13 protein-coding genes and 1 pseudogene are annotated in these 12,225 nt (G+C 57.4%); 6 read left to right on the top strand and 8 right to left on the bottom strand.

Translation table 11 applies throughout. The features are described from left to right. Positions 1-7: 7 nt before the first annotated feature. The 4 genes from N2M06_RS00670 to N2M06_RS00655 form a co-directional block, all read right to left on the bottom strand. On the bottom strand, positions 8-466 hold the full coding sequence (locus tag N2M06_RS00670; protein ID WP_346351300.1) for a DUF2489 domain-containing protein: 459 nt from the start codon (positions 464-466) through the stop codon (positions 8-10). Then, a complete protein-coding gene (gene yihI / locus N2M06_RS00665; RefSeq protein ID WP_346351299.1) occupies positions 463-1,011 on the bottom strand; it encodes a Der GTPase-activating protein YihI in 549 nt (182 codons plus the stop codon). The genes N2M06_RS00670 and yihI overlap by 4 nt, the downstream gene beginning before the upstream one ends. Then, positions 1,008-1,610 (bottom strand): class I SAM-dependent methyltransferase, encoded by a 603-nt coding sequence (locus N2M06_RS00660; protein ID WP_346351298.1) that lies wholly within the window; start codon positions 1,608-1,610, stop codon positions 1,008-1,010. Before N2M06_RS00660 ends, yihI begins: the two co-directional genes overlap by 4 nt. A gap of 101 nt (positions 1,611-1,711) precedes the next feature. Then, positions 1,712-2,329: a c-type cytochrome gene (locus tag N2M06_RS00655; RefSeq protein ID WP_026344787.1), complete on the bottom strand. Its 618-nt coding sequence runs from the start codon at positions 2,327-2,329 to the stop codon at positions 1,712-1,714. A 142-nt stretch (positions 2,330-2,471) separates the two neighbouring features. Here N2M06_RS00655 and yihA point away from each other — a divergent pair, with 142 nt between their 5' ends. The 3 genes and pseudogenes from yihA to N2M06_RS00640 all read left to right on the top strand — a co-directional run bounded on the left by yihA (position 2,472) and on the right by N2M06_RS00640 (position 5,199). After that, positions 2,472-3,110 (top strand): ribosome biogenesis GTP-binding protein YihA/YsxC, encoded by a 639-nt coding sequence (gene yihA, locus N2M06_RS00650; RefSeq protein ID WP_019934674.1) that lies wholly within the window; start codon positions 2,472-2,474, stop codon positions 3,108-3,110. Continuing rightward, positions 3,110-3,796: a 16S rRNA pseudouridine(516) synthase RsuA gene (rsuA, locus tag N2M06_RS00645; protein WP_346351297.1), complete on the top strand. Its 687-nt coding sequence runs from the start codon at positions 3,110-3,112 to the stop codon at positions 3,794-3,796. Before yihA ends, rsuA begins: the two co-directional genes overlap by 1 nt. Positions 3,797-4,021: 225 nt before the next feature. Further along, a pseudogene (locus tag N2M06_RS00640) lies at positions 4,022-5,199 on the top strand (IS3 family transposase). A gap of 55 nt (positions 5,200-5,254) precedes the next feature. Here the strand turns inward: N2M06_RS00640 and N2M06_RS00635 are convergent. Continuing rightward, the gene (locus tag N2M06_RS00635) at positions 5,255-8,098 is read right to left on the bottom strand and encodes a PAS domain-containing protein (protein ID WP_346351296.1); all 2,844 of its coding nucleotides are present in this window, start codon (positions 8,096-8,098) and stop codon (positions 5,255-5,257) included. Then, positions 8,073-8,243: a hypothetical protein gene (locus tag N2M06_RS00630; protein ID WP_019934671.1), complete on the bottom strand. Its 171-nt coding sequence runs from the start codon at positions 8,241-8,243 to the stop codon at positions 8,073-8,075. The genes N2M06_RS00635 and N2M06_RS00630 overlap by 26 nt, the downstream gene beginning before the upstream one ends. A 140-nt stretch (positions 8,244-8,383) precedes the next feature. On the opposite strand from N2M06_RS00630, the gene N2M06_RS00625 reads away from it, so the two are divergent. The 3 genes from N2M06_RS00625 to N2M06_RS00615 are packed head-to-tail and all read left to right on the top strand — an operon-like array spanning position 8,384 to position 11,574. Then, complete coding sequence (locus N2M06_RS00625; protein ID WP_346351295.1) at positions 8,384-10,009, top strand: diguanylate cyclase; 1,626 nt, start codon at positions 8,384-8,386, stop codon at positions 10,007-10,009. Beyond that, positions 10,006-11,160, top strand: a complete 1,155-nt coding sequence (locus tag N2M06_RS00620; protein WP_019934669.1) for a response regulator — start codon at positions 10,006-10,008, stop codon at positions 11,158-11,160. Before N2M06_RS00625 ends, N2M06_RS00620 begins: the two co-directional genes overlap by 4 nt. Positions 11,161-11,178: 18 nt before the next feature. Beyond that, on the top strand, positions 11,179-11,574 hold the full coding sequence (locus N2M06_RS00615) for a response regulator (RefSeq protein ID WP_346351294.1): 396 nt from the start codon (positions 11,179-11,181) through the stop codon (positions 11,572-11,574). 8 nt (positions 11,575-11,582) lie between these two features. Here N2M06_RS00615 and mnhG read toward each other — a convergent pair whose 3' ends face one another. Together mnhG and N2M06_RS00605 are read right to left on the bottom strand one after the other, a co-directional pair. Beyond that, positions 11,583-11,957 carry a monovalent cation/H(+) antiporter subunit G gene (gene mnhG / locus N2M06_RS00610; protein ID WP_211212434.1) on the bottom strand — a complete coding sequence of 125 codons (375 nt, stop codon included), beginning with the start codon at positions 11,955-11,957 and terminating at the stop codon, positions 11,583-11,585. Beyond that, positions 11,947-12,222 carry a cation:proton antiporter gene (locus N2M06_RS00605; RefSeq protein ID WP_019934666.1) on the bottom strand — a complete coding sequence of 92 codons (276 nt, stop codon included), beginning with the start codon at positions 12,220-12,222 and terminating at the stop codon, positions 11,947-11,949. The genes mnhG and N2M06_RS00605 overlap by 11 nt, the downstream gene beginning before the upstream one ends. Between the last annotated feature and the right edge of the window lie 3 nt (positions 12,223-12,225).

Below are 12,225 nucleotides of genomic sequence, written 5' to 3'. Positions count from 1 at the left end.
TCCCCGGTCAGCGACCAGGCAGTTCCATCGTTGCCAGGCGCTCGACCTCAATTTTTATGGTGGCTTCCAGCTCGCCTTCATGGCCGGCTCGCTGCAGATCCTGGCGCATGCGCTCATTGCGTTTGAGTTGCTTGCGGGCCTCGTGGGTCGGCAGCTCTTTCACTCTGTCATAGAGATCGTAGAGGCCGGGATAGTCCTCGGCAAAGCTTTTGGGCTGGTCAAACTGCAGGGCATTCAGCAGGTTGGTCAGGCGAATGGCCCCTTCCGACAGATTGCACTGGTCTTCTTTTACCGCCTTGGCAATAACTCGCACACTTTCCAGAATGCGGTCGTTGCGCTTGGCAATGGCCTGTTGCCGGAACTGGGTTTGCTGACGCAGACGCGCCAGCAAAATGCCTGCATAGACGGCCAGACCCACTATGATGACGCCGCCCGCGAGGGCGGCAATCAGCCAGGGTGAGATCATGACTTGTCTTCCTCTTTGCGATATTGAGCAGGATCAAGCTCGGCGTCCATAAAGCGATCCCAGAGGTCATCGCCGGGCTCGCCGTCGTCTTCTTCCTCTTCATCCAGCAGGCCGAGCTGCTCCAGCAGCTGCTGATGGCGGGCCAGGGTACGGTCTAGCCAGCTTTTGTCTTCCTTGCTGAGCTTGTCGCCTTCTTCCACTCTGTCGAGCAGGGTGTTGAGCCGCTCGTCATTTTCCAGCTGCTCCAGCTCCTGCTCGGGGCTGAGTTTGGGCCTGGCCACAGGCCGGGCACGAGCCACTGCTACCTGCTGCTGGTTATCTTCCTGCACCAGTGCCACCGGCTTGCGGGAGCCCAGGCGTGGATCCTGAGCAGATTTCTGGTTGTGGCCGCTCTGCTTGCCGCCCTCTACATTATGGCGTGAACCCGGGGCCAGGCCTTTACGCTTGGCCTTGCGCTTGCGTTCCCTGCTTTGCTCGGCGGTTTCGCGGTTTTCCTTGCGGGCACCGATACGACCCGGAGTGCGGGCCTTTTTGATACGTGTCATAACAACTCCGGTTTGTGCAGAAGAATAACATCGGCACCGATAAATTCGATGCCGAGCCCGTCCCGTTCTGCCAGCCACATAAAGGTGTCGCGGCTGAAAAAGCAGACATGGGTAGGATCCTGTTTATAGTGCCAGGTGGCAAAGGCCGCCTGATCCCGGGCCAGCTTGGTCATGATTCCCAGCCAGCCGCCCGGCTTGAGCATGGTCAGCAAGCGCTGCCATTCCCGCCCGGGTTGATAAAAATGCTCGATTGCCTCGGTACAGGTTACAAAATCATACTGCTGCTGCAACCGTTCAGGGTAATCCGCATAGTAAGGGTCATAGGTAGTGACCGTAAAACCCGCCTCGTTAAACATGGCCGCCAGCGCCGGCCCGGGTCCACAGCCAAAATCCAGCCCTTTGCTGCCCGCGCCCAGGCGTGCCATCAGCGGACTGGCCAGCCGGCTTAAAAAGCGCCGGTAACCAGCGTCCTGAGCATCATTCTGGTGCAGATCATACTCGGCTTTTTCTGCATTTTGAGTCAGCCGGGCAGCAGGATCCACAAAAATCAGCCGGCAGCGGGCGCATTGATAGTAGGCTCGGTGATCCTGATAAAACAAACTGTGGTCGGGGGCAGCACAAAGCGGACAGCAAACGCTGAGGGAAAGAGGGGGCATCAACAAACCAGAAAAGTGAGGGGCCGTCCGGCCCCCGTCATCAATCAGTGCAGGCCAGCCACATACTGTGACAGCACGGCAATATCGTCGTCGGTCAGCTTGGTGGCGATATCGCGCATCATGCCGTTGGGGTCGTTATTGCGCTCGCCGCTGCGGAACATTTCCAGCTGAGACTTGATGTAAGCCGGGTGCTGGCCGCTCAGGCTGGGGAATTTGGCAGACTCCAAGCCTTCGCCGCGGGGGCCGTGGCAGGCAATACAGGCAGTAATGCCGCGCTCGATGTCACCACCCTGATACAGGGCAGAACCACGCTCAACCACCTCTTCTGCAACCGGTACCGGCGTAATGGCCTGAGTCGCATAATAGGCGGCCAGATCGGCCATGTCCTGCTCGGACAGCGGCATGGCCATGCCACCCATGATGGCGTTGGCACGACCGGTGCCACCAGTGGCGGCAGCCTTGAACTCGGCCAGCTGCTTCTCGAGGTAAGAGGCGTGCTGTCCGGCAATTTTCGGATACATGTCGGTCGGGCTGTTACCGTCGCTGCCATGGCAGGCAACACAGGTGGCGGATTTGGCCTTTCCGGCTTCGACATCGCCCTGGGCCTGTGCGGTACCGGCCACTCCGAGCATTAAGGCTAGCGTGAAAACAATTTTTTTCATGACGTTCCGACTTCTCGTTGTTAGAGCTTCCAGATCACATACCTGCAAGGGCATGTTACAATGCGATTCAAAAAACCGCACTATTCTACACAATTTTGCCGGAAAGTAATCAGGGCGACGTCATAACCTCGGGGAATTCACATTGAACAACAACAAGATAAACTTTAATGCCGTCCGCTTTGTTACCAGCGCACCCAACATACGGCAGATGCCGGAAGACACCGGTGTGGAGATTGCCTTTGCCGGCCGCTCTAATGCCGGCAAATCCTCTGCTTTAAACACAATCACCCAGCACAAATCACTGGCCCGCACCAGTAAAACCCCCGGCCGCACTCAGCTGATCAACGTGTTTGAGCTGAGCGAGGGCAAGCGCCTGATCGACCTGCCCGGCTACGGCTACGCCAAGGTGCCGGAAGAAATGAAGCTGAAATGGCAGGAGGCGCTGTCGGAATATCTGCAGCAACGGGACAGCCTCAAGGGGCTGGTGGTGCTGATGGATATTCGCCATCCGCTGAAAGACATCGATCAGCAGCTGCTGCAATGGGCCAGCGACTGCGAGCTGCCGGTACTGGCGCTGCTGACCAAGTGCGACAAGCTGAAATCCGGTGCCCGCAAGGCAGAAGTGCTCAGAGTGCGCGAAGCCGTGGCCATCTTTGGTGGCAGCATTCGGGTTGAAGCCTTCAGCTCGCTCAAGGGGCTGGGCGTGGATCAGGCCAAGGAAGTGCTCACCGAGTGGCTGACGCAGGATGATGACAACACCACTGAAGAAGAACCCGCCTGATGCGCCTGGATCGCTTTTTGTGTGAGGCCACCGGTCTGACCCGCTCTTTAGCCAAAAAAGCGCTGGCCCGGGGCGAGGTCACGGTGAACGGCGAGCTGGTTAAAAAGGGCGATATTAAAATCGACGCTCAGCAGGTGCACCTGGATGGCCGCCTGCTGAGCCTGCGGCCGCCCCGCTACCTTATGCTGCACAAGCCTGAGGGCTATATCAGCGCCACTCAGGACGAGGTACACCCCTGTGTGCTGCAGCTGCTGCCCCCTGAGCTGACCTCAGGCCTGCAATGCGCCGGCCGGCTGGACCTGGACACCACCGGCCTGCTGCTGCTGACCGATGACGGCCAGTGGTCTCACCGGCTGCGCTCGCCCAAACGGGCCTGCCACAAAACCTACCGGGCAGAGCTGGCCGAGCCCCTGGCCGCCGATGCTGCTGCACGCTTTGCCGAAGGCCTGCTGCTGCACGGTGAAGACAAGGCAACCCTGCCTGCCACCCTTGAAATCATCTCGTCCACCCAAGTGCTGCTGACCATACAGGAAGGCAAATACCATCAGGTAAAGCGCATGTTCGCCGCCGTTGGCAACCGGGTTACTTCCTTGCACCGGCTGCAAATTGGCGATATTAAGCTGGATGCCGCCCTCGCCGAGGGAGAGTGGCGGCACCTGACCGCCGAGGAAGTGGCGTCCGTCTAAAAGCAGCCGGAAGCTTTAAGCCTCCTAATACAACGTAATGCGAAGCATCAGTGCGGTTGCGCTCCGCCGACACGCTTCGAGCCCATCCATGGGACGCTCGGCAAATGTCATCCCTGACATTTGACGGTCGGCTTTGGCAATCCCCACTGGTGCTTCGAGCAGCATCGACGTTGTCTGTGGACTGGCCCGAGAAAAGTAGACACCTTCATTTAATGAGAAGGTGTTATGAAATACAAACCCCGCCGTCGCTTTAGCGACACATTCAAACGTGAGGCCGTCGAGGCCTCGCTGTCTACCACCGAGACACAAGCTCAGTTTGCTGACAAACTTGGTGTCCATCCATCCCAATTACAGCGCTGGCGTAGAGAGTGGATCATGGCCAAAAAAGCATCTGATAAAGCAGTTGAAAACACCGGACCAGAAAAAAGCTTGCAGGAGCTGGAGCGTGAAAATGCTCGACTGAAGAAGCTGCTTGAACGAAAAGAGCTGGAGAACGAAATCCTAAAAAAGGCGCAAGAGTACTTCGCCAAGCACAGCAAGTAAGGTTTGCCTTTATCGAGGCCCAACGAAGTCAACGCTGGCGGGTCTCGATAATGTGTGAAGTACTCAATGTGTCACGAGCGGGATATTATCGTTGGCGAGCACGTCAGCATACTCCGGGAGAGCGTGCCATCAAGCGACAAACTCTGAAAACCTTCCTGCTCGAGCGAGCCAGGCAACTGAAGAATGTGCCGGGATATCGGAAGCTATGGCTGGACGCGCGGGATGCCGGATTCTGTTGTGGTAAAAATCAGGTGCAGCGGTTGCTACGAGACGCTGGTTATCGTTCATGCACGGCTCCTAAAGCAGGATATCAAAAGCCAGCATCATCCTTGCCTGTGTTGCCGAATCTGCTGAATCGCCAGTTCTCGGTGGGGTCAGCGAACCGAGTTTGGGTATCAGATATCACCCAAATCCGGTGCAGTGAAGGCTGACTCTACATTGCTGCAGTCCTGGACCTGGGCACACGCCGCGTGGTGGGCCGAGCCATGGGTGCGATCAATAGCGCTCAGCTGGTGTTGGAGGCCCTTGAGCAGGCATGGCAACATCAGCTACCAGATGGGACACAGCTGTTGTTTCACTCGGACCAGGGGAGTCAGTATCGGAGCGAAGAGGTGATGAGATGGCTCAATACACGGGGAATCACCATCAGCATGTCACGCCGAGGTAACTGCTGGGACAACGCCTGTTCGGAAAGCTTCTTCGCGCTGCTCAAGAAGGAGTGGACTCGCCCTCTGGGAATGCTCGGAAGAGACGAAATGGCAGATGAAGTCCGGTATTATACGGACGAGTATTACCCGAAAGTGCGGCGCCACATGGCGCTGGGAGGAATAACTCCCAATGCCTACGCAGCTGCCGCTTAACTTAAGTGTCTACTTTATCGGGGCCACTCCACACTCCAACGATGCCACTTACAGCTTACGGCTTAAAGCTTTGTGTTACGGGGATTTCCAGCCAGAAGCAGGCACCTTCGCCTTCCGTTGAGTCAAACCCAACGTCGCCGTTCATGCGCTGCATCAGCTCACGGGTAATGGCCAGGCCCAGGCCGGTGCCACCTTTTTTGCGGGTGTCGGAGCTGTCAGCCTGAGCAAATTTTTCAAAAATACGCGGCTTAAACGCTTCCGGCACACCTTCGCCCTGGTCCTGCACTCGCAAACGAACCCGCTCATGGCCCGCCGGTATAATATCAATACTTACCTCGCCACCATCCGGAGAAAACTTCACTGCATTAGACAGTAAATTAGCCAGAGCCTGAAACAGTCTGTCTCTGTCTGCCAGTACGGTCACCTCTTGCGCCGGAGTGGTAAATACCAGTTGCACCCCCCGGCTCTGGCCCAGAGGTTTATGACTTTCCAGCGCGTCATGCACCAGCGCCACCAAAGCCACTGGCTGCAGCTCAAAATGCATTTTGCCCGCCACCAGCTTTTCCATATCCAGCAGATCGTTAATCAGCAGATTAAGCCGCCGGCTGTTGTTGTAGGCCACTGTTATCAGTTTGCTGATCTGCGGAGTCAGCTCGCCCATGGCCCCCTGTGCCAGCAACCCGAGCGATCCGGTAATGGCTGTCAGCGGAGTGCGCAGTTCGTGACTGACCACAGACACAAATTCCTTTTGCAGCTGCGCCACCTTTTTCAGCTCGGTAATATCTTCGGTCAGGGTCCAGCACAGTGAACGGCCACTGGCATCCTGCAACAACATAGCTTGCTGGCGCACCGGAAAACGGCTGCCGTCGCGCCGCTGCAGCTCTTTTTCAAAAGCGGTGCTGCGCCCCTGTGCCTGCAGCTGCTGCCGGGCCTGCTGATCGGCAGCGGCATGCTCCGCTGGCGTCAGTGCCGTCAGCGGCATTTGCTGCAGTTCGGCCTTGCTGTAGCCGGTGGCCTCCAGAAAAGCCGGATTAGCATCCAGAATATCGCCGCTGCCGGCATCACTTAACGTAATGCCGATGAAAGACAGCTCAAACAGCCCGCGCAGCCGTTGCTCGCTGGCGGCCAGCGCCAGCTCTGCCTGCTTCTCGTGCTCAATATTAGTGAGATAGCCATGCCAGATGGTGCTGCCGTCTTCCAGACGCTCCGGCCGAGCCCGATTTTCTACCCAATGAGTGCTGCCATCATGCTGCAATACGCGATATTGGGCGTGCCATTCCGACAGTGCCTGCTCGGAGCGGGTGATGCTGCGAACGACTTTTGGCAGGTCATCAGCATAAATGCGATCAAAAATAATGCCGGCGTCTTCCCGCACCACCTCGGGAGATACCCGGTAAATATGCTCAATACCGGCACTGCTGTAGGGAAAAGCACTGTGGCCGTCAGGCCAGCGGCGATACTGATAAATCATGCCCGGCAGCTGGTTGGCCAGCTTGTTCAGCCGCTCCTGATGTCGCTGCCGGCCCAGCAAGTCGCCAAGCCAGTGTGCCATCAATGACAGGAACATACGGTCGGTGTCATCAAACGGCCGGACTCGCGGCGTGACGGAAGAAAAGTTGAGCGTACCGCACAGCTCACCGTCCACCATCAGCCGGGTGGCAATGTAAGCTTCCAGCCCCATGGCCCGGTAGCAGTCGGCGTCGGCATAGTGCGACTGACCCATATGGTCAATGGCCAGCACGCCCCTTTGCTCCAGCATCAGCCGGCAATACGTCTGTGCCACTTCAAATTTCAGCCCGGGTGCTATGCCCGCCTCCACCGGGGCCGACACCCAGCGCACCACATAGACATTACCGATAATCTCGCTGGCAATGCCCTGGTCCAGCTGCAAAAACTCCTTACCCAGAGCCAGTGCCTGCGTAATACGTTCATGCACGGTGCCTTCCAGCTTAAATGCCATCTGGTTGAGCAGCGTCAGCGCCTGATTACGCCGTTCCAGCTGCTCCAGTGTTTCACGCTCATGGCTGATATCAATATGAGTGCCGTAAATCACATCGGGCCGTGTATCAAACTCGCCATTTAACCGCCGGCCCTGCGTGTGCACCCAAATCCAGTGGCCCGATTTATGACGCATTCTTACCCGGCATTCATATACCGGCTCCAGCCCCTTGATGTGCCGGTCAAGCATGGTTTCGGCCATGACCAGGTCTTCCGGGTGCACCAGGCTCTGCCAGGTAGCCAGGCTGGTGTTACCCAGCTCGCTAAGCTGATAACCCAGCATGCCCGCCCAGTTTTCGTTAAAGTGGCAGCGGCCTGTTTTAAGCTCACACTGCCAGGTACCGATGTTAGCGGCCTCAATCAGCATCTGTGCTCTGTACTCACTCTCTGCCAGACTGTTACGTAACCGCTCCTGCCGCTGATAGCCCAGCAGCTCTTCTACACAGTCAGCCAGCTCCCGCAGCAGGCTCTGCTGCTGCACGTCAAATTGCCGGGGCTGGCTATCAATCACGCACAGCGTGCCAATACGGTAGCCATCTTCAGTATGCAGTGGCGCGCCGGCATAAAAGCGTATATGTGGCTCGCCGGTGACCAGCGGATTATCGGCAAAGCGTTCATCTTCCAGGGCATTACTTACCACCAGTACACTGTTATCCAGAATGGCATGGCCACAGAAGGAAATATCTCTGCCGGTTTCACACACACCCAGCCCCTGAGCCGACTTGAACCACTGCCGGCTGTCATCCACCAGAGAGACCAGAGCGATATCTACCCTGAATAATCGCTGTGCCATGCCGGTAAGCCGGTCAAAACGGGCTTCTGCCGGTGTATCCAGCAAACCGGTATCCAGCAGCGCCTGCAGCCGCTGCAACTCATTAAATGGCAGAGGGGGTATTTTCATGGTTGTTCTCTCGTTGCAGATAGCCGGCCCTGACGGTTACATTAAACGAATGCTGGTTGTATAGCTGTTCACCATAGTGCGGCAAGACGTTATGAGCCGTGACCAGCACAATAAACGAGGTACCGGCAAACGTAAGCAGCGCCATTCGCTCTTTTCAGAGCAAGAACCCTGTCACGGATACCTTGCAGTTATGGCAACAAAACGACGACATAGACTTAAATAAAGCATTATCAGTATATGCCGGTCATGACATAACAAAAGCAAGATAAGCGCCTGGAGCCGAATATGTCCGAAACAACACAGCTCAATCAACAACTGGTGATGCTGCGGGAGCGCTTTATCAGCCGCACTGCCGGTGAGCTGACGGCAATACTGAACCGGCTTGATGCCCAACAGCAGGATGACTTGTTGCAGGACTGCCAGCAGCTGCTGCACCGGCTGGCCGGTTCATCAGGCACTTTTGGCCTGCGCACTCTGGGTGAGCAGGCCGCCCTGGCAGAGCAATGGCTGAAACAACAGCAGGCCGCCGGGCTGCCGTTCACCGCCCTGCAGGCAAAGCTCCGTGAACAGCTGTTGCAACTGACACAACATCTTACTCCCGAAGAGATGCCTGGCACTGCCGTTACCGTGCCGGCCCAGGCTCAGTGCGAGCTGCTGGTGGCAGGGCATGAACTGGCCGCTCTTGCCGAGGCACTCTCACACTACGGTTTTAAACTGCACCATGTAAATGAATGCACCAATCTGCCCGCCGGATTCTGGCATCCACAGCTGATGATATTGACCAGTGCCGGCCAGCTTGCCGCGGCCATCAGCTGGAATAAGGACTCGGCCGGCGATGCCCAGACCGCCACCCTGCTGTGTGCCACAACAGAAACCCGCTTTGAGCAACAATATCAGCTGGCAGAACAGGGAGTTGACGGCGTATTCACCCTGCCTGCAGATGTGCCTGAGCTGGCTGAACATATCGAGCGGCTGCGCAGTGAGCATCAGCAGATCAGCAAAGCCCGGGTACTTTTGCTGGACGATGATGAAGCACTGGCAGAGCACTACCGGCTGGTGCTGGCTGCTGCCGGCATACAGACGAAAGTGCTGATCCAACCCGATACCCTGATGGCCGCGCTGACCGAGTTCAGACCCGATATTCTGCTGATGGATATTCATATGCCGCCCTGGTCCGGCACCATTATTGCGCGTATGGTGCGGTTTCACCCTCAGTGGCTCAGTCTGCCCATTATTTATCTGTCATCAGAACAGGATCAGGATCGTCAGCTCAACGCTCTGGCACAGGGCGCGGATGAATTTATCTGTAAGCCCATTTCCGATGCCCGGCTGGTGCGTACCGTTGGCATTTTGTGCCGGCGGGCCCGCCAGTTATCACGGCTGGTTTCCAGTGACGGTCTGACCGGCCTGCTGAATCATCCTCATATCAAACAGGCACTGATTCATGAACACGGCATCTCCCGCCGGCTGGGCCATCAGGCCATGGTGGCCATGCTGGATCTGGATCACTTCAAAGCAGTGAATGATACCCATGGCCATGCCAGTGGCGATCAGGTGATCCGCACGCTTGCCCATTTGCTGAAACGACGACTGCGCAACACCGATTCGCTGGGCCGTTATGGCGGTGAGGAATTTGTCGTCGTGCTGCCGGGCTGTGACGCCGGCAAGGCAAGGGCTCTTTTTCAGAAACTGTGTCAGGACTTTGCCGAGCTCGATTTTCACGGCCCCTGTCGCACCTTCAGAGTGACGGTGAGTATCGGGCTGGCCACGCTCAATGAATTTGACCATGCAGAGCAGGCTCTCTATGCCGCAGACACGGCTCTTTATGCTCAGAAACAACGCGGACGAAACGGTGTCACTGACTATGCTGAACTCAGCTCGCCGGAAACAGACACACAGGTGACCGATTGAAGGTATTACTGCTTGAAGATGATGAACTGGTCGCCAGTCTGATAGAAGCCGTTCTCACCGGACTGGCGGCGGACATTCATGTCCACCATGCTGCCACTCTGACCGCTGCCCGTCATATCTGGCAGCGCCAGGGGGCCGATCTGGTATTGTGCGACTGGAACCTGCCCGACGGCTATGGCCTGGATCTGGTGCGAACCATTCGGCAGTCCAGCGAGCACACCCCAGTGATTATTGTCAGTGCCAGCTCCGATCGGGATAACGTAAAACGGGCGCTGCACCTGGGCGTGATCGACTTTATTGCCAAGCCTTTTGATGTCAGTACCCTGCACCAGCGATTATTGCCGGTGTTTGAACGCATTAATGCCGCCGAACTGTCTGACAGTCCCTCATTACCCCTTCTGGACTACTGGCTGGAGCAGGCACTGGGAGCAAAGCTGCAGCTGCCCGGCGAGCTTGGCGCAGAGACAATTACGCCACTGTTGAATCAGCCAGCCCCCTTAACGCCCACCGAACTGGCTGCCCGCTGGAAAAATGAAACAGCCCTTGTCACCCGGTTGCTGCAGCTGGCCAACAATATTTCCCTCAAGCGCAGCGGCAACGCCATCTCCCGGCCGGCAGACGCCATTTCCATTCTGGGGGTGGCCATGTCACTGAACTGTGCCATGGCCATGGCCCTGAACAGTGCCCGGGGGCTGAGCCATCCGGTGCTGAAGCAGCAGGCAGCCCTGTATCAGGCCCATGCCGAGCAGGTGGCGGCCATTGCCCGGGCCATGGCGCTGAGCATTGAGCTGGACGGTGCCAGCTGCCATGCCGCCGGCCTGCTGTGCCGCTGCGGTGAGCTGGCGCTGTTGCGCACGCTGCAGGACTATCTTGATCAGGGCGGCAAGATCGACGACCACAAGATTGAAGACATACTCAAACGGTGGGGGCCGCGCTATGGCAACCGGCTTAAAATTCAGTGGCAGTTGCCCATACCGCTAAGAGAGCTGATTGGCGCTGTCCATGTGCCGCCCACCCAGACTACCCGCAAGGCGCTGCTGGTGATGCATCTGGCAGGTCTGCGGGTTTCCTCCCGACTCCATGGTCCGGAAGCGGAGCGGTTATTGCGCCGGGCCGGACTGAATCCCGACAAATGGCTGAACAAAGCCTGACGCTTATCAGGAAGATCAATGAAAAATACAGGGATACTTGAACGCATCTTATATGTCGAAGACGACGAGGACATTGGCGACATTGCCCGGCTGACGCTGGAAATGGTGGGCGGTTTTACGGTGCTGCTGTGTGCCTCGGGTGAGCAGGCACTGGCCGAGGCTGCCGCTTTTGCGCCGGACATGATACTGCTGGATGTCATGATGCCGGGCATGGACGGCCCCGGCACCCTGGCGGCCCTGCGCCGGCAACCTGCGCTGGCACAGGTTCCCGCCGTTTTTATGACCGCCAAAATGCAGCCTCAGGAAATTGCCGCCTACAAGGCACTGGGTGCCGTTGATGTAATTGCCAAACCCTTTGATCCCATGGCACTGCCAGAGCAGATTCGGGCTATCTGGCGCGCTGCCGGGGCATAGATAACGGGCTAGTCGTCGTGCTTGCGCGCCGAGCTGCCGAGCTTGTGGGTTTTCAGATCGTAGCGCTCTTTAATCACGTCTTTTACCGTGCCTTCCCATAGTCTGATGCCCACAAAATAACCGGCCCGGGCCAGCACATGGGCGGCTACCGGAGCGGTCATAATCACAAACACCACCACCGCCAGCGCCCGCACCACCAGGCTGGCCTGAGGAAAATAGACCGCAAAGGCACAGGCCATCAGGCCCGCGCCCAGCGCACCGGCCTTACTGGTAGCATGCATGCGGGTAAGCAGATCGGGCATGCGCATGATGCCCACCCCCGCCAGCAGCATCAGAAAGGATCCCAGCAACAGCAAGGCACCGGTCATTATCTCAGTCATCATCACGCTGGCCTCCCCGCTCCAGATATCGTGCAAAGCCTACTGCCGCCATAAAGGAGGTCAGCGCCAGCACGATCACCACATCAATCAATACCGGCTCATCAAAGGCCACACTGTACAGCAGAATAAAACCAATGGTCATGGAAGCAATGACCTCCAGCGCCACCACCCGATCCGGCAGTGTGGGGCCAATCAGCAGTCGTGCCGTGGCCAGTACCAGACCCAGACTCAAAAACACAAACGACAGGGTAAGAGCAAGTTCAAACATGGC

The organism is Oceanimonas sp. AH20CE76, assembly GCF_039654065.1.
Lineage (GTDB): Bacteria > Pseudomonadota > Gammaproteobacteria > Enterobacterales > Aeromonadaceae > Oceanimonas > Oceanimonas smirnovii.
The sequence above is the reverse complement of the archived record's forward strand: the minus strand, read 5'-3'. Positions and strand labels throughout refer to the sequence as shown.